21 protein-coding genes are annotated in these 24,180 nt (G+C 36.2%); 6 read left to right on the top strand and 15 right to left on the bottom strand.

Annotation, left to right across the window (positions count from 1 at the left end):
- Window positions 1–90 precede the first annotated feature (90 nt).
- Window positions 91–1,569 carry an N-acetylglucosamine-specific PTS transporter subunit IIBC gene (nagE, locus tag AC5LXV_RS02775; protein ID WP_110434765.1) on the bottom strand — a complete coding sequence of 493 codons (1,479 nt, stop codon included), beginning with the start codon at window positions 1,567–1,569 and terminating at the stop codon, window positions 91–93.
- A 249-nt stretch (window positions 1,570–1,818) separates the two neighbouring features.
- Between nagE and nagB the strand changes: the two genes are divergently transcribed.
- Genes nagB through AC5LXV_RS02760 form a run of 3 tightly spaced genes read left to right on the top strand, consistent with a single transcriptional unit; the run spans window position 1,819 to window position 5,039 of the window.
- Window positions 1,819–2,625 carry a glucosamine-6-phosphate deaminase gene (gene nagB, locus AC5LXV_RS02770; RefSeq protein WP_110434766.1) on the top strand — a complete coding sequence of 269 codons (807 nt, stop codon included), beginning with the start codon at window positions 1,819–1,821 and terminating at the stop codon, window positions 2,623–2,625.
- An 11-nt stretch (window positions 2,626–2,636) separates the two neighbouring features.
- The gene (gene nagA, locus AC5LXV_RS02765) at window positions 2,637–3,779 is read left to right on the top strand and encodes an N-acetylglucosamine-6-phosphate deacetylase (RefSeq protein ID WP_493445717.1); all 1,143 of its coding nucleotides are present in this window, start codon (window positions 2,637–2,639) and stop codon (window positions 3,777–3,779) included.
- Between the two features lie 36 nt (window positions 3,780–3,815).
- Window positions 3,816–5,039 (top strand): ROK family protein, encoded by a 1,224-nt coding sequence (locus tag AC5LXV_RS02760; RefSeq protein ID WP_493467325.1) that lies wholly within the window; start codon window positions 3,816–3,818, stop codon window positions 5,037–5,039.
- Between the two features lie 75 nt (window positions 5,040–5,114).
- Here the strand turns inward: AC5LXV_RS02760 and AC5LXV_RS02755 are convergent, their stop codons facing one another.
- The 13 genes from AC5LXV_RS02755 to AC5LXV_RS02695 form a co-directional block, all read right to left on the bottom strand.
- Window positions 5,115–6,059, bottom strand: coding sequence for an IS3 family transposase (locus AC5LXV_RS02755; protein ID WP_493467962.1), 945 nt, complete (start codon window positions 6,057–6,059; stop codon window positions 5,115–5,117).
- Window positions 5,957–6,463 carry a helix-turn-helix domain-containing protein gene (locus AC5LXV_RS02750; protein ID WP_493467324.1) on the bottom strand — a complete coding sequence of 169 codons (507 nt, stop codon included), beginning with the start codon at window positions 6,461–6,463 and terminating at the stop codon, window positions 5,957–5,959. Before AC5LXV_RS02750 ends, AC5LXV_RS02755 begins: the two co-directional genes overlap by 103 nt.
- Window positions 6,464–6,534: 71 nt before the next feature.
- Window positions 6,535–7,638, bottom strand: coding sequence for an aspartate-semialdehyde dehydrogenase (gene asd, locus AC5LXV_RS02745; protein WP_110424512.1), 1,104 nt, complete (start codon window positions 7,636–7,638; stop codon window positions 6,535–6,537).
- Between the two features lie 178 nt (window positions 7,639–7,816).
- Complete coding sequence (locus AC5LXV_RS02740) at window positions 7,817–9,880, bottom strand: prolyl oligopeptidase family serine peptidase (protein WP_493467323.1); 2,064 nt, start codon at window positions 9,878–9,880, stop codon at window positions 7,817–7,819.
- 215 nt (window positions 9,881–10,095) lie between these two features.
- The gene (locus tag AC5LXV_RS02735; protein ID WP_493467322.1) at window positions 10,096–10,527 is read right to left on the bottom strand and encodes a PTS sugar transporter subunit IIA; all 432 of its coding nucleotides are present in this window, start codon (window positions 10,525–10,527) and stop codon (window positions 10,096–10,098) included.
- A gap of 17 nt (window positions 10,528–10,544) precedes the next feature.
- A complete protein-coding gene (locus AC5LXV_RS02730; RefSeq protein ID WP_110434771.1) occupies window positions 10,545–11,543 on the bottom strand; it encodes an SIS domain-containing protein in 999 nt (332 codons plus the stop codon).
- A 2-nt stretch (window positions 11,544–11,545) separates the two neighbouring features.
- A complete protein-coding gene (locus AC5LXV_RS02725) occupies window positions 11,546–12,625 on the bottom strand; it encodes an SIS domain-containing protein (RefSeq protein ID WP_144190135.1) in 1,080 nt (359 codons plus the stop codon).
- Window positions 12,626–12,638: 13 nt separating this feature from the next.
- The gene (locus AC5LXV_RS02720; protein WP_493445712.1) at window positions 12,639–13,463 is read right to left on the bottom strand and encodes a PTS system mannose/fructose/sorbose family transporter subunit IID; all 825 of its coding nucleotides are present in this window, start codon (window positions 13,461–13,463) and stop codon (window positions 12,639–12,641) included.
- Window positions 13,444–14,277, bottom strand: a complete 834-nt coding sequence (locus tag AC5LXV_RS02715) for a PTS mannose/fructose/sorbose/N-acetylgalactosamine transporter subunit IIC (protein ID WP_493445711.1) — start codon at window positions 14,275–14,277, stop codon at window positions 13,444–13,446. The genes AC5LXV_RS02720 and AC5LXV_RS02715 overlap by 20 nt, the downstream gene beginning before the upstream one ends.
- Before the next feature lie 17 nt (window positions 14,278–14,294).
- Complete coding sequence (locus tag AC5LXV_RS02710) at window positions 14,295–14,762, bottom strand: PTS sugar transporter subunit IIB (RefSeq protein ID WP_493467321.1); 468 nt, start codon at window positions 14,760–14,762, stop codon at window positions 14,295–14,297.
- A gap of 14 nt (window positions 14,763–14,776) precedes the next feature.
- The gene (locus AC5LXV_RS02705) at window positions 14,777–15,460 is read right to left on the bottom strand and encodes a GntR family transcriptional regulator (RefSeq protein WP_181416028.1); all 684 of its coding nucleotides are present in this window, start codon (window positions 15,458–15,460) and stop codon (window positions 14,777–14,779) included.
- A complete protein-coding gene (locus AC5LXV_RS02700) occupies window positions 15,447–16,178 on the bottom strand; it encodes a GntR family transcriptional regulator (protein WP_493467320.1) in 732 nt (243 codons plus the stop codon). The genes AC5LXV_RS02705 and AC5LXV_RS02700 overlap by 14 nt, the downstream gene beginning before the upstream one ends.
- A 457-nt stretch (window positions 16,179–16,635) precedes the next feature.
- On the bottom strand, window positions 16,636–17,430 hold the full coding sequence (locus tag AC5LXV_RS02695) for an AraC family transcriptional regulator (protein WP_493467319.1): 795 nt from the start codon (window positions 17,428–17,430) through the stop codon (window positions 16,636–16,638).
- 319 nt (window positions 17,431–17,749) lie between these two features.
- On the opposite strand from AC5LXV_RS02695, the gene AC5LXV_RS02690 reads away from it, so the two are divergent.
- Both AC5LXV_RS02690 and AC5LXV_RS02685 read left to right on the top strand, forming a co-directional pair.
- On the top strand, window positions 17,750–19,117 hold the full coding sequence (locus tag AC5LXV_RS02690) for an MFS transporter (RefSeq protein WP_493467318.1): 1,368 nt from the start codon (window positions 17,750–17,752) through the stop codon (window positions 19,115–19,117).
- Window positions 19,118–19,847: 730 nt separating this feature from the next.
- Window positions 19,848–21,089 carry an MFS transporter gene (locus AC5LXV_RS02685; protein ID WP_493467317.1) on the top strand — a complete coding sequence of 414 codons (1,242 nt, stop codon included), beginning with the start codon at window positions 19,848–19,850 and terminating at the stop codon, window positions 21,087–21,089.
- Between the two features lie 8 nt (window positions 21,090–21,097).
- Here AC5LXV_RS02685 and AC5LXV_RS02680 read toward each other — a convergent pair whose 3' ends face one another.
- A complete protein-coding gene (locus AC5LXV_RS02680; RefSeq protein WP_493467316.1) occupies window positions 21,098–22,030 on the bottom strand; it encodes an AraC family transcriptional regulator in 933 nt (310 codons plus the stop codon).
- A gap of 149 nt (window positions 22,031–22,179) precedes the next feature.
- Between AC5LXV_RS02680 and AC5LXV_RS02675 the strand changes: the two genes are divergently transcribed.
- On the top strand, window positions 22,180–24,180 hold the full coding sequence (locus tag AC5LXV_RS02675) for a TonB-dependent receptor (RefSeq protein ID WP_493467315.1): 2,001 nt from the start codon (window positions 22,180–22,182) through the stop codon (window positions 24,178–24,180).

Genomic DNA, 24,180 nt, shown 5'->3' with positions numbered 1-24,180 from the left:
TAACCTAATTTTGTCAGTAATAATAAAAATCCCCGTGGTTTTATAAGCCGCGGGGATTATTTTAAACAAACTTAGTAGATAAAATTTATATTAAACTAACTTTTTCATATGATCGGCAATCTTTTCAGCTTGTTGACCAACCACGATTTGCACACCGGTTTTACCTAATTTTATGACTGCCATTGCACCCAGTGCTTTAGCTGCTTGTTCATCAATTAGATCGGTATCATGAACATTTAAACGCAAACGAGTAATACATGAATCAATATTAGTTAAGTTTTCTTTACCACCAATAACCACTAAATATTGTTCAGCAAGTTTAGAAACATCACCTACAGTTGGTACGTTTTCTTCAGCTACCGTAACATCGTCTTCACGACCCGGTGTTTTAAGATTGAGTTTAACAATGACAAAACGGAATACGATATAGTAAACAAAGAAGAATACGATACCTTGTAGAATTAACATATACCAGTGTACAGCTAATGGGTTACGTGATTGTAACAACATATCGATTAACCCTGCACTGAATGCAAATCCTGATATCCATTGCATGGTTGCGGCAATAAATAGAGAGATACCGGTTAAAGCAGCATGAATTACATATAATACTGGCGCAACAAACATGAAGGCAAATTCTAAAGGTTCAGTAATACCAGTAAAGAAGGCCGCAAAAGATGCCGCTAACATAATTGAAGCTGTTTTATCTTTATTACCTTTTTTAGCAGAATGATAAATTGCCAGTGCAGCACCAGGTAAACCAAACATCATAATAGGAAAGAAACCTGCTTGATAACGACCAGTTATACCTGCAATCGCTTTACCAGAATCAATAGAACCTTGTCCGCCTAAGAAGTTAGGAATATCATTAACACCTGCCACATCAAACCAAAATACTGAGTTTAACGCATGGTGTAAACCAACAGGAATTAATAAACGGTTAAAGAAGCCATAAATACCTGCACCTACTGAACCTAAATTCTTAATCCATTCACCAAAAGAAACTAATGCACTAAATACCATTGGCCAAATAAAATATAGTACCGCTGAAACAAGTAGCATCACAATAGAAACAATGATTGGAACTAAGCGCTTACCACTGAAAAAAGCTAATGTTTTATGTAGTTCAACAGAGCTAAAGCGATTATATAGTTCAGCAGAAATAATCCCTACTAGAATACCAATAAATTGGTTATTTATCTTGCTAAAAGCTGGAGATATTTGTGCATTCCAACCTTCCACACTAGTATCGACCCCTTCAAATAGAGCGATAGTATTAGGTGATAATAGTGTAGTAATGATTAAAAAGCCTACCAATCCAGATAATGCTGCTGCACCATCTTTATCTTTAGACATACCATATGCAACACCGATTGCGAAAAGGATTGGCATATTATCGATAATAGCACCGCCGGATTTAATCAAAAATGCCGCAGCAATATTGTTTGTTCCCCAACCCTCTGGATCAATCCAATAGCCAACACCTAAAAGTATTGCAGCAGCTGGTAATACTGCCACAGGCACCATCAACGAGCGCCCAATTCGTTGTAAATAAGCTAAAATTCCCATAAGTTTTACCTCATATTATTATTTGGGAGTTACTTAAAAATAGTGAAATATCACATCGTTAAGTAAAAGTGTGTAAGTCAACTATATTTGACATTATATTATTTTACTTCGCAAATTAAATGTTTGCTTTTTGTGATTTACATCACGATTTTTTTTTGATTAATTACTTTAATATAGTAGAATACCCGCAACATATTTTACTTTAAAAAAAAAGATTTTATTTAATTATATCAGAAGAGGCTATATCTTATGAGACTTATTCCTTTAGAAAATGCGCAAGAAGTCGGCGCTTGGGTAGCGCAGCGCATTGTTAACAAAATTAACCAATTTAAACCGACAGCGGATCGTCCGTTTTTACTAGGTTTACCAACAGGAAGTTCACCACTAGTTATGTATCAACAACTGATTAAACAGTACCAAGCTGGTAACGTCAGTTTTAAACATGTAGTTACTTTCAATATGGATGAGTATGTTGGCCTTCCTGAAGATCATCCACAAAGTTATCACACTTTTATGTATGAAAATTTCTTCAACCATGTTGATATTGATAAAAACAATATCCATATATTAAATGGTAATGCGCCTGATATCGATCAAGAGTGCCGAGCATACGAAGAAAAGATTAAATCCTATGGTAAAATCAATATTTTTGTTGGTGGTGTTGGTCAAGATGGGCATATTGCCTTTAATGAACCAGGTTCTTCACTTTGTTCAAGAACGCGGATTAAAACCTTAACTGAAGATACCATTATCGCTAATTCACGCTTCTTTGATAATGATATCAAACAAGTTCCAAAACACGCGTTAACTATCGGTGTTGCAACATTAATGGATGCACAGGAAGTGATCTTATTAGTTTGTGGCCACAACAAAAGTTTAGCTTTACAAGCAGGTGTTGAAGGATCAGTTAATCATTTATGGACAGTTACCGCATTACAAATGCATCCAGCATCAATTATTGTTTGTGATGAGCCGAGTACTGATGATCTAAAAGTGAAAACTCTAAAATATTTCCAACAAATGGAAGCTGATAACCTTAAAGTGACCGTTTTATAAAGGATAACTCAATGTACGCATTAACAAATTGCCGTATTTATACTGGTTATGAAATTCTTGAAAATCACGCCGTTGTAATCGACGGCGATAAGATTGCCAAAGTTTGTAAACAAGAAGAATTACCAGCAGGTATCACCATTAAAGATTTACAAGGTGCCATCGTCGCACCGGGTCTTATTGACATTCAAGTCAATGGTTGTGGTGGTGTACAATTTAATGAAACACTTGATGCGTTAAGTGTTGAAACATTAGAAAAAATGCAAGCAACCAATCTTGTTTATGGCTGTACCAGCTATTTACCGACGTTAATCACTTCAACTGATGAATTTATGATTAAAGCAGTAAATGTAATGCGTGAATATTTGGCTAAACATCCAAACCAAGCATTAGGTTTACATCTTGAAGGGCCATATATTAACCCTGAAAAGAAAGGTATACATAACGTCAATTACATCCGCCAACCTTCACAAAAAATGATCGACTTTCTTTGTGACAATGCCGATGTAATAAAAATTATTACGTTAGCTCCTGAAAAAGTTGAATCTCATTATATTAAACAATTAACTGAAGCTGGCATTCATGTTTCTGTTGGCCATTCTAACGGCCATTATGAAGATTGCCGTCGTGGTTTTAATGCCGGTATTCGTTTAGGTACGCATCTATTTAATGCAATGCCTTATATTACTGGTCGTGAGCCGGGTGTTGTTGGTGCAATTTATGATGAGCCAGAAGTTTATGTTGGTATTATTGCTGATGGACAACATGTAAGTTGGGCGAATATTCGTAATAGCCATAAAATTAAACAAGACCATTTAATTTTAATTACTGATGCGATGTTATTAGCCGGCTCTAATTTAACTTCTGGGGTATTTGCTGATAAAACTATCTATTACAAAGATGGCCGTTGTGTTGATGAAAATGGCACATTAGGTGGTTCAGCATTAACCATGATTGAAGCAGTAAAAAATGCGGTTGAATATGTTGGAATTGCGTTAGATGAAGCATTAAGAATGGCAACGCTTTATCCAGCAAAAGCAATTGGCGTTGATAAACAACTTGGCACCATCACCGAAAATAAAATTGCCAACTTGGTTATTTTTGATCGTGATTTTTCAAACGTGAAAACGGTTGTTAATGGAGAGATGACCCGCTAGAATGTGAGATAGTTAATGAAAGTATTGAGATAAAATATGACCTTTAATTATCTACACCTAGTTGGTAATGCTGAACTAATCAAACAATTAAATTATGCAATGATTTACCGTTTGGTTGTTCAGCAAGCCCCTGTTTCACGCATTCAACTCGCCGAAATTAGTCAATTAGCACCAGCCAGTATCACCAAAATTACTCGCCAACTTCTTAAAAAAAACTTAATCAAAGAAGTTGATGCACAGCAATCAACTGGCGGACGACCTGCCGTTTCAATACAAGCAAAATTTGCTTACTATCAAACTATTGCTATCCAATTGAGTCGTTCGCATGTCACCATTGAACTTTATGATTTTGGCGCTAACAGTTTAGTTTCCGAAGTTTATCCATTAACCTCATTTACTCAGCAATCAGCCGAAGAGTATTTAATTGCGTTAATTGATCAATTCATAGAGCAAAACAACAAAAAAGTAAAACACCTTGTGGCGATATCAGTAGTATTACCTGGTTTGATTGACTCTGTACGCGGAATTATTCGTTATACCCCCCATATTCAGGTTAAAGCATGGCCTTTAGCTGATGTCTTGCGAGAAAAGTTCAAGGTTTCGATTTTTATTGGCAATGATATTCAAAGTTTAGCTTTAGCGGAAAGCTATTTCGGTTCAACTCAAGATGTTGATGATTCCATTTTGATTCGTGTGCATCGAGGTGTGGGTTCCGGTGTAATTGTTAACCAACAATTGCTAACTAACCATAACCAAAGTGCTTGCGAAGTTGGTCACATTCAAATTGATGCGTTAGGTGAACGTTGCCATTGTGGCAATTTTGGCTGTTTGGAAAATCGAGTAGTTAATAAAGCGATTGAGCTTCGAGCTAAACAGATGATTGAGCAGGGTTATCCAACTAAATTATGTTTGGATGACTGTAATATTGCCAATATTTGTAAATATGCTAATCAAGGTGATGAACTGGCAATTAAGTTGGTCAAAGATGCTGGTGAAAATTTGGGTAGAGCAGTTGCCATGATGGTCAATATTTTTAATCCACAACGAATTGTATTGGCTGGCGAATTAACTAAATCACCAGACGTATTGTTGAATGCGGTAAATAGCGCGTTAAATGCCCAAAGCTTAGAAGAGTTAAGAAATAATCTTACCATTAATTGTTCAGCACTTAATGACCGTTCAGCAATTGGGGCATTTGCCTTAGTACAACAAGCGTTATTTAACGGTTCACTGTTAATGACCTTGTTAGAAACAATCTAATAAAACGAGTTTCGTTTGATAATAAAAAATAAAAGCCCATCAACTGAAGTGACCCCCAATAGTTGGACACTTTGATTAAGCGGCTTGTAAGGCCTGATTTCGAAATTCAACCGGAGTCAGGCCTTTTAATTTGGCTTTAATCCGTTTGGTGTTGTAGTATTCTATATATTCTTCTATTTTTTCAATCAATTCATCTGCATCTTGAAAGCATTGTCCATGGTACATTTCTGATTTTAATAGACCAAAAAAGTTTTCAGCTACCGCATTATCTAAACAATTTCCTTTTCTGGACATACTTTGTTTGATGCCATTATTAGCTAGTAGCTTCTGATAATGGCAATTTCTATATTGCCAGCCTTGGTCACTATGTAGTAACGGTTTTTCACACTGTTTTAATCGTGATATCCCTTTTTTAAGCATATCTGTCACCAAGGTCAAACGTGCATTTTTAGCCACTTTATAAGCGATTACTTCTTGATTATATAAATCGATAATGGGCGATAGGTAAATTTTCTGTTCATTTACCTTAAATTCTGTGACATCCGTTACCCATTTTTCATTTGGTCTCGATGATTCAAAATCTCTTTTAAGATAATTAGCTACTGTTTTACCTGTCTCTCCACGATAAGAACGATATTTTTTAGGTCTTACTGTCGATTTGAGATTAAGCTGACCCATTAAGCGTTGTACCGTTTTATGATTGAGCTTAATTCCTTCATTTATCAACGTTAAATGAATTCGCCGATAACCATAACGCCCTTTATGTTCATGGTAAATCGATTCTATACGTTTTAACTCATTTTCATAAGCAGATGGGTTTTTCAACCTATTAACATGATAATAAAAAACACTTTTTGCCAGTTTTGTTGCTGATAGCAAATGTTTTAAAGAATACTGATATTTAAGAGCTAAAACAACTAACGTTTTTTCTTTGTTTGTTGTCGTTTTGCTTGCTTCAGCTCTTCTAACTTTTTTAGAACAGCATTTTCTGCTCGTAAATAAGCAATTTCCTCTTTTAATGCTTCAATTGTTTTTTCGTCATCACTGTGAGTGGGTTCAATACGGGGGTGCTTCATACAGGGTCTTCCTCTGGAACGATATTCAAGCCCTCGGAAACCTTTTTTATGATATCTATCAAGCCAAACAAATAGAAGCCCGGGGGAACTTAAATTAAGCATAGCACTAGTGTGCCCGAGAGACCAATTATTTGTCCACATTAATTTTAATGCTTGTAATCTTGCTTCGGCATGACGTAAATGAGGTGTTGGTTGAAAGGCGTTATCACCATGAATCGCAACCACTTGGGACCAATATCGAATCTGACGAGAAGATATCGCATATTTTTTTGAAAGAATTTTCGATGATTCACCTGATAAGAATTCACTAGCTATGATAATTTTTAAATCTCGACTATATTTTGACATAAAAAGACCCCCTGTAATTGGTTGTCCAACTATTGGGGGTCACTTCACAACTGGGCTTTTATTATTCATCATTAAGCTAAGATACGAAGCATTCTTCGTAATGGTTCGGCAGCACCCCATAATAGCTGATCGCCAACCGTAAAGGCAGATAAATAGTCTTTACCCATATTCAGTTTACGTAAGCGTCCTACAGGAGTAGTTAATGTACCTGTAACCGCTGCTGGAGTGAGTTCTCGCATTGAAAGCTCACGATCATTAGGAATAACTTTAACCCAATCATTATGTGCCGCCAGTAACTTTTCAACTTCCGCAACACTGATATCTTTTTTCAACTTAATCGTGAACGATTGACTATGACAACGTAATGCCCCAACTCGTACACAAAGTCCATCGACTGGAATAATTTGACTCGTTCCTAGAATTTTATTGGTTTCCGCTTGACCTTTCCACTCTTCACGACTTTGGCCATTATCAAGAGCCTTATCAATCCAAGGAATTAAGCTACCCGCTAATGGCACACCAAAATTATCAGTTGGTAAACTACCATCACGCATTTTTTGCGTGACTTTGCGTTCAATATCTAAGATAGAAGAGTTAGGATCTTGGAGTTCTTTAGCCACTTCGGCGTTTAACATTCCCATTTGAGTAAGTAACTCACGCATATGACGTGCACCACCACCGGAAGCCGCTTGATAAGTGGAAACCGAAATCCAATCAACTAAGTTTTCAGCAAACAATCCACCAAGTGACATCAACATTAAACTTACCGTACAGTTACCACCAACAAAGGTCTTTATTCCTTTGTCTAACGCGGTCTGGATATTCGCTTTATTGACTGGATCAAGAACGATGATTGCTTCATCTTCCATTCTCAAGGTTGAAGCCGCATCAATCCAATAACCTTGCCAGCCAGTTGCCCGCAATTTTTTATAAATATCAGAAGTATAATCACCACCTTGACAGGTCACAATAATATCTAATGCTTGCAGCGCATCAATATTATCTGCGCTTTGCAATGTTCCTGTTTTACCGCCAAAAGTAGGCGCAGCTTGACCTGCTTGTGATGTAGAAAAGAAAACAGGATTGATATAATCAAAATCATGTTCTTCAACCATTCGTTGCATAAGAACAGAACCAACCATTCCTCGCCAACCAACAAAACCAACATTTTTCATAGTTTATTTCCAAAGGTAGATGTTATATAAAGAAATATTTACTGACTATTAAAACAAAATATCATCATAAAACAAGTCAGATAAGAATTATTTTTGTAGTCGTGGATATGATAACGTGATGTTATATATAATTTTATAGACAAAACTGAAGGTGGCACAAAAACTAGCTCATCATAAACTAGTCACTAATATTTGTTTTCCACATAAAAAACACCATCATATCGACAAAATAATTAATAAAATGGCCATCTTCTTGGTTAGCTATAATAAAGACGTTTTCATTTTGAGAACGATTTATCTCACCGAGTCGGGCCGCAAATTTGGCACTCTGCCAAGGAGATACTCGTGCATCTTGTAAGCCAACTGAAAGCATCACTGGTGGGTAGTTAACACCTTCACGTAGATTAAGATAAGCATCGATAGTTTGCAGATTTTTAAATTCCTGTTTATTAAAAGGCGAACCAAATTCAGCAAAATTCACACTACCAATTGGTATTTGATCTAAACGGCTCATATTCAACATACCTGAGGTAATTGATGCGGCGGCAAAAAGTTGCGGATCTCTGGCTAATGCAGAGCCAATTACAATACCACCTGCACTCGCGCCACTTATAACTAGCTTGGATGAATTGGTGTAACGATGATCAATCAGGTATTTTGCGCATTTAATAAAATCATTGACTGAATTTATCTTATTTTTTCCTTTTCCATCAAGATGCCATTTAGGTCCTAGTTCTCCACCACCTCGAATATGGGCAATGGCAATAATTCCACCTTTCTCAAGCCAAATTAAACGAGCTGTATCATAATAATTAGGATAACTATTTTCGCCATAAGCGCCATAAGCCGTTAACCAAGTTGGATTATTGCCATCAAGTTTAATTCCTTTTCGATGAATAAGTGTAAGTGGAATCAGTTCGCCATCATTGGATTTAACCCATTTTTGCTCTGATTCATAATCTGCAAATAGTGATACGTCAGTTTTTATTATTTTAGAATCTTCAATTAACTGACTATCAGGGTCATATTGCCATATTTTTGGTGGTATATTCCAATTTTGTTGGGTAAATAAAATCTCTTTATGATCTGAACTAGAAAAAATAGCCGTTACCTCGTTACCATCACTAATAGGAATCGATTTGCTGTTATGCAGATCAGCAAAAGGAATAGCCACGAATTTATACTTTCCAGATTCATAATAAGCAAGATAAATAGCATCTTTACTGACTGTAAACCGAGTCAATTCGCCTTTTTTCCATTCAATTATTTTTTCTTCTGGAGAATCGATATGATTAAGATCTAATCGCGAAAGAGTATAACCTGAAAAGTTATTATATTTAGCCAAATAAAGCCAATTATCTCGCAGCAAAAAATTGGTTACTTTTTGTTTTCTATCGATGATTTTTTTCCAATGTTTGTTTTCCAGATTAAGAGAAGTAGAGTCGGTTAAATACAAATCTATGGTATCACCGGATATTGAAGATTCTACTGAAGCAACTGCCCAATTGGCAGATAGCGATAAGTAGGTATATTGGTCAATATTAGCTTGATAATTCTCAATATTAGCTTTACCAAAAATAGCCAAATCCTTGTCACTATTGGAGCCTAAACGATGAAGATAAAGTTCCTCCGTTCCTGACTTTCGATGACCGGAATCAGCAAAATTATTACGATGATAGAAAAAAGATAAATTATCATTCGCCCATACTAAATTTGAGACGGTTATGCCGGATAAGCTATCGGCTAGATGTGCTCTAGTTTTTACATTAATCACTTTGATTGATGAAATTTCAGAGTCATTTTCAGAAATCGCATAAGCAACATACTTACCATCATTTGAAGGGTACAAATTATATATATAGCCAACTGGTGGGTCGACTAATAATCTTTCTTTGCCGAATCGATCTTTAACAAACAACCGGTTATAAGGATGCTCGCTTGTCCGTTTCAAGTAAAAAGTATTATTGCCATTTAATTTAATACAGCAAATTATTGGTTCAGTTCCATAAGCTGTTAACTCTCTGTATCGTTTTTCAATAGAAGCTTTCCATGGCAGGGCATCAAGTATTTTTTCGCTTTCCTGTGAGTTTGCTAATAACCATTCATTGGTGCGTACTTGATCGGTTTCCATCCAACCATAATTGTCAACTGATGAATAAGAGTTGTTAGATACACAACTTATGCAGTTCACTAATGATAAAAAGACGATAATGATAAAAAAAGATTTTTTTAACCAGAACATTATTGATCTCCTTTCATCATGCTCTATAAAAAATAAAACCAGAATAATTATCTAGTTCTATCATTTATATCTTAATATATCAAATGATGATTATTCATTGGTATTGGCTTACGCTTCATCTAAAATAGAGATTATTATGGCAATTTAGATAATTGTTTTTTGATAAGACAAAGCCCGAATTATCGGGCTTATTTTAGTTTGGCGATCGGTCGATTCTAGAAATCTTCATCACTTGGTTGGTCTACAGCCATTACCGCCATATTATACCGCTCAATCCCTTGAGTGCCTGCTTGTATAATATCTGGTAACAATGTTGCTAGATTTACCTCACTGCGTTGCATAAAAGTTTCTAACAGCATAGGCACATTTACCCCAGTGACTATTTCTATATTAGGAAAATCAGCCATCAATCTAACTAAAGTGTTAAATGGTGTGCCACCTTTTAAATCAACAAAACAGACAATTTCTGAGCCAAAATCTTGTAACGCTTTTAGCTTTTGTTGCAGTTGCTGTTGAAAATCATCGGTTGATTGTCCCATAGCAAACGAAACAGCTTCACACTGAGATTGTTTACCACAAATCATTTCCGCCGTTTCAATTAAACCTTTCGCTGTTGAACCATGAGTACTGACTAATACAGAAATCATCGAGTTAAGTTCCTATTTTAGTAATCTAAACAACGATAATAACGACGGATTGTCATTGGATGACGATTGAGATGTTCAACATAAGCATCGATACGATTATTAATAGCTCGGAAGACAAATGGTGAAAGATTTCCACGATATTTTTCCGATATACCTGGTAATTCATAATCTTTAGTATCAATAATAGTGTAATTGCCACAGATTTGCGGTAAGAACTTAGCTACTCTTTCACTTAATGGCCGTTGGGTATCTTCACCAACATAAACAGTGACTGCTGTGTCACGGTCGATAACTTCTAACGTACCATGGAAAAACTCTGCTGATTCAATTGATTTTGATCGTAACCAGTGTTGCTCTTCCCAATAACACATAGCATGAGAATAAGTTGCTCCCCATTGATTACCCGCGCCAACAAAATAGTGCATTGAGTCATTATGATGTTTTTCAGCAACTTCTTGACCAAATTTATCGGCTTTTTTGGCAACAGCTACGATATTTTGGGCAAAATGTTGATCCATTTGTTGGTAAAATTCATCATAATCTGGGAATTCTCCGGCTAAAAACATTAAACGATCGGCTGTCATAAAGAATTTTAATTGTTCATTCATCGGGTAAACAACCTCATAATCGGCCATGTTGCCTAATGTGGTATCGGCTTTATCTATAAAAGCAAATACCGTTGAACCCACTTCTTTTTTAATTTTATCAATAGCAGCAACCACTTCCTGTGTCGTACCTGTCACTGATGAAATAATGATAAGCGTATCTTTAGTAATACGTTTATTGCCAGTGACTAAATATTCTGCCGCATGTTGCACAAAAGTTTCAATCGCTGTTTTTTCTTTCATATGGACAACTGCTTGCATTGATGATGCATAGGTACCACCAATACCTAACCAACAAACATTGCTATAACCACGCTCGTGGATTTTATCAATAAATTCATTAATTTTTGGTCTTAATGCTAACGCACCATTCATGCTGTCTAATTCTTTCTTTTCGTCATATTTTCTCATTTTTAAATCCTCTTAATTTTCGAGCTAGTTATTTCATCAAATTCTGGATAGGTTGATTTTTCAAGGTTATGACCTTTTAATTTTGAAACTTGGTAACTTAATAGATGAACGGGTATCGTCATAAATAGTGATGCGTACAGTTCATCTATATCAATATTAAGACACAAATCGTCTGGTTTAAGATTGCTACTGTTATTGGCATAAATAGTCGAAATATTTTTAACATGTTTAGTCAAAAATAATTTTAACAATTCAGCACGGTCAGATAATACGCCATGCGGCTCAAGGAAAACGATATTATCATCCTCATCTAATCCTAAATATGGGCCATGCATATACTCTTCGAGCTCTTTACCAAAAGCACTATTTCGTACAGTTTCCGTGAACTTGGTTTCACCTTCTCTGGCGGTGCCATAAGTTGCACCATAGCCAATAAATATGACCCGTTGCGAATGATTAAATTTGTGTTGACATTGATCTACCCACGTTTGGGATTGTTCGATAACTTTAGGTAGCAAGCGTGCAACTTTTCGAAGTTGATCGAAGTAACTGGCAAATTGTTGATCATCCATGCTGCCATTTTTTTGTGCAATGACTAAAGCAATTAAGATCAAATCAAGAATCGTAACGCTATAACCCGCACTGACATAAGGCATTTCCTCAATCGGAATACCCATAGATAACACATTATTACTAATTTTATATAATGGGCTATCAGGGTTACTGGTAAGCGTATAGATAGTTTGGTTGTTCCTAATAAACTCTTCAACTAAATGAATCGTTGAGTAGCTTTCGCCTCCTTGTGAAATAGCAAAATACAAGGTATTAGGATCGCTGTAATGTAAATAATTAGCAGCGATTGAAGGATCTTCAATATAAACGGGAACCTTTAAGATTTTACACATTAAAGGTCTTGCCCCATAAGCTGCGTTAGAACTTGAACCAGTAGCAAAAATAACTATTGAGTTAAATTGTTTAACTTGGCTTAAATCAATAGTATCAACAAACAATGTTTGATAATTGTCTAAAATACTTTGATAGTATTCAGGTTCTAATGCTACATAATCAGCAATACTTTTCATTACATATTCCTTTTTATAAACCGAGTAATCCACTCCAAGCACCAAAGATACCGATACCGGCAATCATTAATAAGATCCAAGGTGCTTTCAGACCTTTTCTATCTAATAAAAAGATAAATAGAGTAAATAGCAACGGTAGTATTTGTGGAACAATGCCATCAAAAATGGCTTGTAATGATGTTGCATCATCGCCAGATCCTATTGTTAATGGCATATTTAGTGTCACCATCGTCGCTACCATAGCGCCAACCACCGAGAGCCCCAAGATAGATGCTCCATAAGATAATTTATCCATCAAGCCAGTTTTTTGCACTTTTTCAATAAAAGATGCACCAATGTTATAACCAATAAATAGACCAAAATAACGAGCGATAATGGCTGGAATATTGAAAATTAATAAAAATAGCAGTGGGCCTAGGATATTCCCTTGCATCGCCAGTGAGGTCCCAATACCTGTGGCAATAACCCGTAATGTTCCCCAGAAGAATGAATCCCCCAAACCACTTAGTGGTCCCATTAAGGCAATTTTGACGTCATTTATTGAACTTTCATCAAAATCTTTATTTACGGCATTCTGCTCTTCCATGGCAATGGAAATACCTAATGGGAAAGTAATTAACCATGGCGTAACATTATAAAACTCTAAGTGTCTTTGATAGGCAGTGGTTAATTGTTCTGGTTTTTGGCTATAAATTTTTTCTAAAGCAGGACGAATCGCAAAAGAATAACCTAGATTCATTTGCCGTTCATAGTTCCATGACCACTCAGCAGTGAAAGAGCGCCAAAATGTTCGCATTAAATCCTTTTTAGTAATTAAATTAGAATTCTTCATCTTCATAATTGATCTCCTGTCCTACTAAAGCCTTGCCTGATTGATTATTAATTTCTTGATTGTCTGAGGTGGTAAATTTTTTGCCGGTAAATGAAGAGTAACCGGTAAGAATTAACGCCATACAAGCGCCAAAAACGGCAACACCAGTGACAGGTACTTTCATATATACTGCTACAGCGAAACCAAGAATAAAGAATGTTGCATTGGTTTTTTTGATCATAATCTTCATTAACATGGCAAAACCAAATGCCGGTAATAAACCTGTGGCAATTCCTAAACCGTTAATAACAAACTCAGGAATAACCTCAAGTAAGCTTTTTATCGCTTCACTACCAAATAAGTATGAAAAACCGACTACTAAGCCAATTGGTAAATTGATGGAAAAGAAACCGCCAAAAATATTCATGCGATCAACACCTTTACCATTACCTTCACTAGCATACTTATCGGCTTTATGCACAAAGTAAGGTAAAATAAATAAGAAACATAAGTTTTTAACGATTAAAACCAAAGAGGCAATTGGAATACCTAAAGTTAGAGCAACTGCGGTACTTTTACCGGCACCAATAGCAAAAGCGGTGCCTAATACACTACCTGAAATAATTTCTGGTGGTATAGACGCCCCAATAGAAAAAGAACCAACAAACGCTAACTCTAATGTTGCACCGATGATAATCCCTTGTGTAACATCGCCCATTACTAGCCCCGCTAAGGTACAAGTAACCAAAGGTCTTGATAACATTGATGAACCTAAAAAGTATTCACCATTGGCTAACATAGCTATCAAGGCCAAAATAATTGCTGTAATAACAATACTCATTTTGTATTCCTTTTGGTCTATTTTTCAAATTTTTGCCTAGATTCACTTGGGATCTGTTGTATATACACATCAACACCATCTTGTTGTAATCTAGCTAAAAGATCCGCTTCTAAATCGGTCAAATTAATTGTTTTAGAGTAATTTTTGGTTCCTTCACGTGGTTTAGTTCCTCCTAAATTAAGGCTAGTTATCTGTTCTTGAGTCCCCCGAATGAGTTTTTCTGCATCTTCTACCGATTCCACCACAATTAACATCTGATATTTATCTGTTACACCAGAATTAATAGCACCAATACTGTCATCAATTGACTTCATGACTAGTTTGGCATTTTCAGGTTTAGCTAATCGAATCGCTGATTTCCGAAATTCATCATTAGCGACCGCATCATTGGCAACTAAAATAGTATTAGCTCCAACATTATCGAACCATGAAACAACAACCTGACCATGCAATAAGCGGTGATCGACACGTAACAATTTAATCATTGGTTTTCTTCCTCCTAGGTGAAATCCACCACATATTTGGTATTACTAGCGAATTTGTATTCAATGGCAATCGGTTCGCTATTTATATCAAAATAGTGATTAGACACTTTAAATAACGGTTCATTGATTTGGCAGCGTAGTTGTTTGGCTAATTCAGCATTGGCGACAATAAGCTGTAAATCTTGTTCTAATTTATCGACTTTTTTCTTACCTGAATTGGTGATTTCAAGTGCAGACAGCACTTTTATTATTGAAACTTGAAAATCAGGAAAATGGTTAAGTGGTAAAATAAAAATTTCTTTCACGACACTATTTTTTGCTATTTCTAAAAAACTAATGTAATAAATCAATTCTGATGGTTTTATTTTCAGTAATTGACTGTAATAAAGACCCGCTTGTCTTAAATAAGCTTCTTTGATAATTTTTTTGTGATGTTGATAAATACCCGGTTTAATAATACCGGTCATCTCTAAAATATTTTGCGTAGAAAGCATTGGCGCAACAAATAAACCAACGCCTTTCTTTCGAACAACCATATTTTTTTCTACCAATAGATCAATGGCTTTGCGCACAGTTGTTCGGCTAACATCATAATCTTTCTGTAATTGGACTTCTGGAGGTAATTCCGAACCCACACCATATTGGCCGGTGTTAATTTTCTCGATTAAATGATCAGCTATTTTTTCAAACAATTTCATTATTTTTTTCTCCATAATTGAAGATATTTTTAGCCGATAGATGATATTTAAATCGATTGCCTACTAGATATTGTTCGGTATGTTCAAATGGTTGAAAATTATCATCAAAATTATTACTAGAAACTTTGTAAATGGGTGTGCCATCAATAACTTGTAAATATTTAGCCTTATCTTCAGCTGCTAACTCATAGGTTATTTCTTCACGGCCATGACTAGGTTTAACTGGATAATGATCTTTTAAAAATTGATAAAGAGAGACATTATTTAAATCGACTTGCTCTAAACCTTTGAACTTATTAGATGATAAATAGGTTATTTCGTAAGAAAGCGGGGTTTTGTTTAATATCCTTTGTCGAATAATTCTAATCAATTTTTCGTTTGAACCAAAAAAGGCTCTTAGTTCAGCCGGCATATTAATAATTTGATTGCTGAGAACTTTTATATTAATGTCAATATCATTTTCTTTTTTAACTTCTTCACTAAAAGAAGACATTTTTAACATGTTAATCTCAAAAACTTTATGCTGTTCCAAATCAGTCTCAGCTTGGAAAACATAACCTTCCATAGCTAAATCATTTAAAGCATTTCTTATTGTTGTACGACTTACACCAAAATGTTCTGCTAGTGCCCGTTCTGTCAATTTTTGACTGACAATAGTCGGATTAGCTTTAATTTGTTCTTCAACATAAGTTTTCGAAGCAATTTCACGATATTCCAAAAAATCATACTCCATGGTTGGACTTTTTTATAAAACAGATATACGTTAAACCAACGTAACTATTGTTAAAAAATAGTCAAAAAGATACATGTTGTCAATTTTAAGTACCAAAACTGTTGTGTAGATCACAATTTTTATTATTAACTTAATTAAATCAATAGAATAAATACCAATCTAGGGATTTTAGGGGGGAAGTAATTAATATCAGAATAAATATAGAGGTAAATATACTCAGAAAGTTGCTTTGTCTCGCGGTGCGAGATTTGTAGCAAATACCTAATTGCATTAATAAAAAAAAGTCTACTCAATAAGCAGACTTTTTTATAAACTTAGTCGACTAGAGGCGATTAACTGGCATCTTATGTTCATCTTGCTGATCGTTGTTAAAGTAAAAAGTAGTCTCGCTGCACTCATCGCAAACCGCAGAAAGGTTTTCATCGTCTTAGTTAGTAAAGTTTCACCATGAGAGACGATTTCTCATGGCTTTTTGGTAGTTTCCCGGTGTTACTCCGAAATTTCGTCGGAAAATAGCAATAAATCCACTAATATTGTCATAACCTAAATACAAAGATATTTCGGTGATTGGTTTTCCCGCAGCAAGTAATTCTAACGCTTTTAACATACGCAGTTTTTGACGCCACTGTGTGAAATTAAACCCAGTTTCATTGGTAAATCGACGGGTTAATGAGCGCCGGGAAATGCCAGCCCAAACGCCCCAGTCATTAAGATTTCTATCATCGCCAGGATTATCAGACAAAGCTAAAGCGATTTTTAACAGACGCATATCTTTTGGCATTGGAAGTGCTAGCTCGATTTGGGGCATGGTTCTAATCTCATCAAGGATTACGGCAATTAATCGCTGCTGTTCCGGTTCTAGTTCTGAATTATGCCATGACATGGTTCGGGTAATTGCTTCGCGCAATAAGCCAGATAACGCTAAAATGCATGGTTTGACAGGTAGTTCAATGCATGCGTTTTTTTGTATATAGATGCTCCATCCCTCGAAACCCCCATGTGATCCAAGAAGACTATGTTGTACATTTGGCGGTATCCAGACCGCATGAGTTGCCGGCACTACCCATTGACAACTTTCAGCTGCAATTGAAATTAAACCCTGTAATGTGCCGAGTAATTGCCCTCTCGAATGACCATGACGCTGAGTTACTCTTTGGGAAGAGTGGCTGACTGTCGATATGATCATCGGTTCACTATCAGAGGAAGCGAGCTGTGGAGAGATGAGTGGCGTATTCATTTATGTGGCCCCGATGGGATATTTTGTGGCTTAAATTGGCTAGTAAAAGGCTATTCTACTGGCTATCCTAAAGTCCTCTTAATTAAATTCAAGATAACAAGTTAGCAATAAATAGATAAGTTGTAAATGAGCCAAATAATCGTTTTTTATACGCATTAATGAGTAATTTGCAAATTTATTCATTGTTTAATAATCTGGTTTTGAGAAGGTAACAGAGGCATGAAAGGAAAACATAAAAATTATAAAGAAGTGATGCCAACAACCTTTAATGGCATATATACACGCGGCGCAACTAAATATCGTTTAGAGAGAGTTTGTCATGAAACAAACCCTTGAGCTGACAGCCACCGAAAGAAAGTTAGTGTTTGCTATGACGCTATCTAGCGTGTTGCCATTATTAGATAATAGCATTGTTAATGTTATTTTATCCGCAATTTCCAATGACATTAATACCTCTTATACTTTCATACAATGGGCGATGACTGTATATATGCTGGCCTGTGCTATGGGTATATTACTATCTCCTTATATACATGAAAATTTTGGACTCAAAAAAGCATGGCTATACTCAATTATCATTTTTCTTGTTGGCTCTGTATTGGTTGGCTTCTCATATAATCTAGTGTCTTTGCTCTTATTCAGAGGTATCCAAGGTCTTGGTGCGGGGATTTTAATTCCAATTACTCAATCAATAATAGCGACTTATTTTGGTAAACAGAGACTAAAATCAATTATGGCATTAGTGGCTATTCCGTCAGTCTTTGCTCCTGCACTAGGACCAATTTTTGGCGCGATTATTTCTGAACAGTTAAATTGGAGAATGGCCTTTTTTATTAACGTACCCTTAGTGCTTCTGGCTATTTTCTTTGGTAGGACGACAGTACCTGATAATAAAACGTCTAAATACAATATGAATATTTATGTATTTATGACATTTCTAATCGCTTTAATATTATTTTTTATCTCGATTAAAAATATCGCTTCTGGCCATTTTTTTGATATGCCTAATATTATTATGCTGGTTTTAGGGATTGGCTTGATGATAGTTTCGCTTCTTGTTAATAGTAGGTCGGCTATTAAACTGGTCGACTTAAGTCCCTTTAGTTGCGCTCAATATTCACTGGCAATAATTATGGGATTTCTGACGTCGCTTATCTTTTTTGGTTTCATGATTTTTTTTCCTTTAATCCAAGCTATAAATGATAATGTTGCTATCACGTATATTGGTTTGCTACTTGCTTTACAGGGTGTAGGTGCCTGGTTAGCTAGAAAATTTATTTATCAAAGTTTAAGTGAGATAAATTCATTTTTAATTATTGGCATTGGATTAATATTCTCTGCCATAAGTATATTAATAATTCAAATCGGCGGAAACTTATCAGAAATTATTGGTTTTATTATCCGAGGTTCAGGGTTGGGTATTGCGACGATTGCGGTTCTCTCTTCTCCATTCGAATTTTGCGATAAAAATCAAATCAAGGACACGAGTGCTATCACGCGTGTTGTACAGCAGATTGGCGGGGCATTTGGGGGTGTATTATCAGGAATGCTTATCTATCTGACGCAAGCTCAACTAATTTCAATTAACAATGGTTACTATATCATGTTTTTGCTCTCTCTTGTTTTCGGTGTTATTGCCGTTATTGCCTATATTTTCTTTGGTCGAGAGAATAAAATTGCCTCCTAATGTAAGAGTTGATTGATTTATATGAATTTTGCGAGCCAGTTAACGAACCTGTTGCCGTGCAACTAGTGCACAGATTAACTAAAAACGCCGCCATCTTGCCAACTAATCGTCTGTTAATGTTATTGCTAAATCACATTGTGGCAAAATGGACTTAGCAATTTGTCAGCTATAAATTTACCTTGCTTTGTATCAAGAGAAGACACTGCATCAAACCAATCAAAGTTTTAGTCTTTACCAAACCAGATGAATGTAAAAATGACCCTAAGATTTTTTTACCTTTGCTCAAGTCTCAGGGTAATCCTCCATAAAATTTAGAAAACGGCAGCAATCCTTATGCCAATCGAATATACCAAAGGGTTCGTTAAAACATGACCGTGGACGAGCGTCGAAACATATCGGCTGTAATTTTTTCACAATCTATCAATAAGCTAAAAAAATTTTCTAATATAGTACAGTTAATGTGCTGCTTAAGAAATATATTGCTAAGCCAGATCAATCTGATAATTGCTACCCACATCACAGGAAGACCTTATCATGTTAATCATTACTATTCATATAAATCATATAAAAATATCTAATAAAAACAAAGAAATGCTTACCATAGACAAATGATAATAGTTATCATTATACTTGATTGTACTTTTTTTGAAGATTTTGTACACCAGCATTATCCAATTTCTATTTTAGAATGGGTTTTTGGCTCCAAAAAAGTAACAGTGGCTAATAATTGATGAAAAAAACTTTGTACTTTTGTGGTATTTTTATATTTAATGGTGGCGTTCTTTTGAAACTTATATTTGCAATTGGCTCATTTTATTTTGTTCAAACATTAATCGGTGGTATTGTCTTTCAAGCGATACCGGCTTGGCTACGGAGTCATAATGTGGATTTGTACACTATTGGTTTAGTGTCACTTGCTATGATTCCTTGGACACTTCGAGTACTCTGGGCGGGTGGCGTTGAGCGTTATAGAGTCACTGCATCCGGAAAAATCCGCAGCAAACAAATTGTCATTGCCGGACAAGTGGCTCTGGCGATGATATTAATTGGCCTATCATTCATACATGAAAATATGTTCATCACACTAATCTCACTATTAATTTTATTATCATTAGTTTGTTGCACGAGTGAGATTGCTTGTGATGCTTATATGATTGAGAATTTAAATTCAAAATCATACGGTATCGGCAATGGATTACGGATTGGATGTGGTTATTTAGGAATGGCAGTAGGCGGTGGCGGGTTAATTTATCTATATGATAAATGGGGATGGCAATCCTCCTTACTTGTTTATAGTGGATTACTACTCTTTTTATTGCTACCTTTGTTATTAGCGCCGAGTATCAATCAGCTTCCTGTTACAGAAAAAAGCGATCAGAGACCATCTCTTATTAAAACACTAAAGCAACCAATGATGCTAAAGGCGATCGTTTTAGTCTTTTTCTTTGAGATTAGTGGTCGTTTAATTTCATCTATGCTATCTCCTTTTGCGATTGACGCTGGGCTTTCTCTAGAGAATTTAGGCAAAGTAACCAGTTTTGGCGGTGCTGCTTGTGGGATGCTAGGCACTTTATCAGGTATGCTCTTTATCCGAATTATAGGCTATCGCTGGGCACTCTTATTGGCGACCCTATTTAAATGCTTGTCAATCAGCTGCTTTATCATATTAAGTCTTCAGCCTGATATAAATCCACTATGGCTTATTGTTAGCTATCTGTTTTTTAACTACACTTTTTCTGTGGGCTTAGTTTGTCTTTACTCGTTCCTAACCACACAAGCATCGTTGAAGCAAGCTGGATTAGATTTTACACTATTTCAATGCGGAGCAGCGCTTGCTACCGGATGTTCTGGTTATATCGGTGGTATCGTTGCTTATTATATGGGTTACGTTACACTCTTCAATCTTACTTTAGGCTGTGCTTTATTCGTACTTATTTTTTTGTATCGAAGCTCAATTTTAAAAGCAGTATAGATTTTGGATTAATTGCAACGATAAGCATGAGGTGTGACACCAAACACCTCAACAAATCGTCTGGAGAGATGACCAGCACAGGTAAAGCCACATCGAATTGCAATGTCACTAACGGTTAATGTGCTTTCATTAAGTAATTTTGTCACCTGTTGCAAGCGATAGTTGATAATATAGCGGTGTATACCAACATCGAACACCTTTTTAAAGTCTCTATTCAATTTAGACTCACTCACACCAATAACTTTAGCGATATCTTTTATGATTAAATGAGTTTGGAAGTGCTCGTGTATAAATAATTGTGCATTGATTACATTTTTGCGATCACGACCAGTTAAGCTGCTCTTTATTGGTTCGCCATCTGTCGATGAGGAGTACTTTAACTGCTCTAATGTTAACCACAGCGCGTTAAGGCTTAATCGCTGTATATTGAGCTGCGATAAAGCATCAGAAGATCTTCTGGCGGTTTGCAATCGTTGTGCTATATCTTTGAGCACCGGTGTAAGTGTTAACCGCCAAATACAGAAATTTGGTGAAGAAAATTGCATATTCGCCCGATAGCTATTTAGTGGGCACTCATTGAATATCTTTAATAGCTCGTCCGGACGGAATTGTAACAATATGATGTTATAACTGTAATTAGCAGGGAAAAAATCGGTGCCATATATCGTATCGTGTGAGTAAGAGAGATAAACCTTATTGGGTTGATAAGACACGACTGATTTGGAGCCATGTATATGATGATGCACAGCGCCATTGAGCATAAATACGAGCGATAAATGCTTACCAACCTTTGTATTCTTTCGAATATCTTGTAACGGCGCCATTTCTACGAAACCAGCATTAAGCAACCCTTGTATGTTAAACCATTCAGTACTTTCAAATAGTTTTTTGTCTTTGGTTGCCAGTTTGCGAGTATCTTTACTATAGCGAATGGTTTTCATCCATCACCTCTCTATCCATAACGAAATGATAATAATTATCATTATACTTAATTATACTTTTTTTGAAGATTTTGTACACCAGCATTATCCAATTTCTATTTTAGAATGAGTTTTTAGCTCAAAATAAAAGTAACAGTGGATAATAATCGATGAAAAAAAAACTTATATTTTTGTGTATATTAGGCTTGTTATATAATGAAGAATTGCTGGCAGAATCAATAGCTAAACAAAGCGATCAGAAAACTGACTTTGATACTATTATTGTAACTGCAAGTAAACAATCTAATAAAGCAGCCTCTTCACGCAATGTATCTTCTAATACCATTTCCCAGGCTAAACTCGAAGCCGCGGGGGTAGATGATACGAAAAAACTCTCTCGGGTATTGCCCGGTTTGAATATACAAAACAGTGGTAATTTACTATTTCCTGCAATATCACTAAGGGGGATCTCTTCTGCTCAGGATCTTTATTCGCCGGCAATCACATTTTATGTTGATGGTGTACCACAACTGTCGACTAATTTAGTCCAGTCTTTGATCGACGTAGATCATATTTCCATGATGAAAGGCCCGCAAGCCACTCTTTATGGTCGCAGCGCGCAGGGTGGTATAGTTAATATTAGCACTGCAAAGCCTAATAACCTATTTCATGGTTATATTGATGGTGGTGGTGCTAGCCGAAAAGGTTACCATAGCCGTTTGAATCTCAGTGGTCCACTAGTAGAGGATGTATTCTATGGTAGCGTCACATTGTTGCGCCAATCACAACCAGGTGCATTCAATAACCCATCCACTGGTTCGCACAGATTGGGGGGATCAAATGAAAATACCGGTAATATTAAATTCAGGTTAGCGCCAATAACCACACCTTGGGAAGTCAATTTTAGTGCAACAGAAGATAGAACTCACTCAACTCAGGATACGTATTTAGACTATAAAAATACCCACAGCCGCAAACTATTAACGTCTGCGGGTAGTATAGATCCGCGTATGCATCGTCGTACACATAGTCAAACTCTAAATGGAAGTTATGATTTCGGCGATTGGTTACTGACTGCTAGTAGTGCCTGGCAACAACTGAAATATGAACGTCGTTTTCCTTATGGTCCTTACTCAGCCCAATCCTCAGAGCATTGGGATCAAAATACCCAGGAAATTCGCGCAGCAACACAAGGAGATGACCGTTTATGGGATGGAGTATTTGGCTTATACCGACTGGATATTGATGAAAGTCGCCAAACGAGTACAACCGATTCCTCAGTCACCTCGCAATCATTAGCCATGTATATGGATGGAACCTTACATGTTTCCCAATTTGATCTGGGAGCTGGTTTACGTGCTTCTCATGATAAAGCGAAGACGCATTATGGTAATAATCGAGCCTGGTCCGCCGGGAATAATAGTGATAATCAGGTATTAGGTCAGTTTTCAGTTGGTTATCGTTTAACACCGGATTGGCGTATCTATACGCGCGTTGCACAAGGATATAAGGCTGCTGGCTTTACTATTACACCACAAGCTGGTACCCGAGCGGAACCTTTTTCTGCTGAAAAATCGATTAACTATGAGGTTGGCTCACGCTATGAAATCAACGATTTTCAGCTTCAAAGTGCTGTCTACTATACCCATACTAACAATATGCAGCTTTACTCTGGTCCTATGGGGTTTCAAACATTGAAAAACGCAGGTAGTGCAAATGCCGTTGGTATTGAGGCTGATGCAAAATGGTTATTTACCCCCGGATGGGCTGCAACCCTAAATGGCAATTTAACTCACTCTAAGTTTGCCAGTAATGTAACTGCTGATGATTATGCTAATAATCGAGTTCCGTTTATTCCTAAGTATGGTGCTGGGTTTAGCGTAGATGGCTTGGTTGCAACGTCAATGGGCGCTCTAATGCTTAGAATAGCGGTGAATATGACTGGTCCTCTTTACTTTGATGGTAGTAATCAACTACGTCAAGGTAGTTACAGTACAACTGATATAAGTCTTGGCTGGCAAACCAATGAACGGATTACTGTGACTGGTTATATCAACAATATTTTTGATAAACGCTACCGCACATACGCTTACGCTCGTGGTAATAATGCTTTTGCGCAATTTAACGAAGGCCTAACTGCCGGCGTTAACATAAAAGTTGAGTTATTTTAA

The organism is Gilliamella sp. LMG 34359 (genome assembly GCF_984569085.1).
The sequence above is the reverse complement of the archived record's forward strand: the minus strand, read 5'-3'. Positions and strand labels throughout refer to the sequence as shown.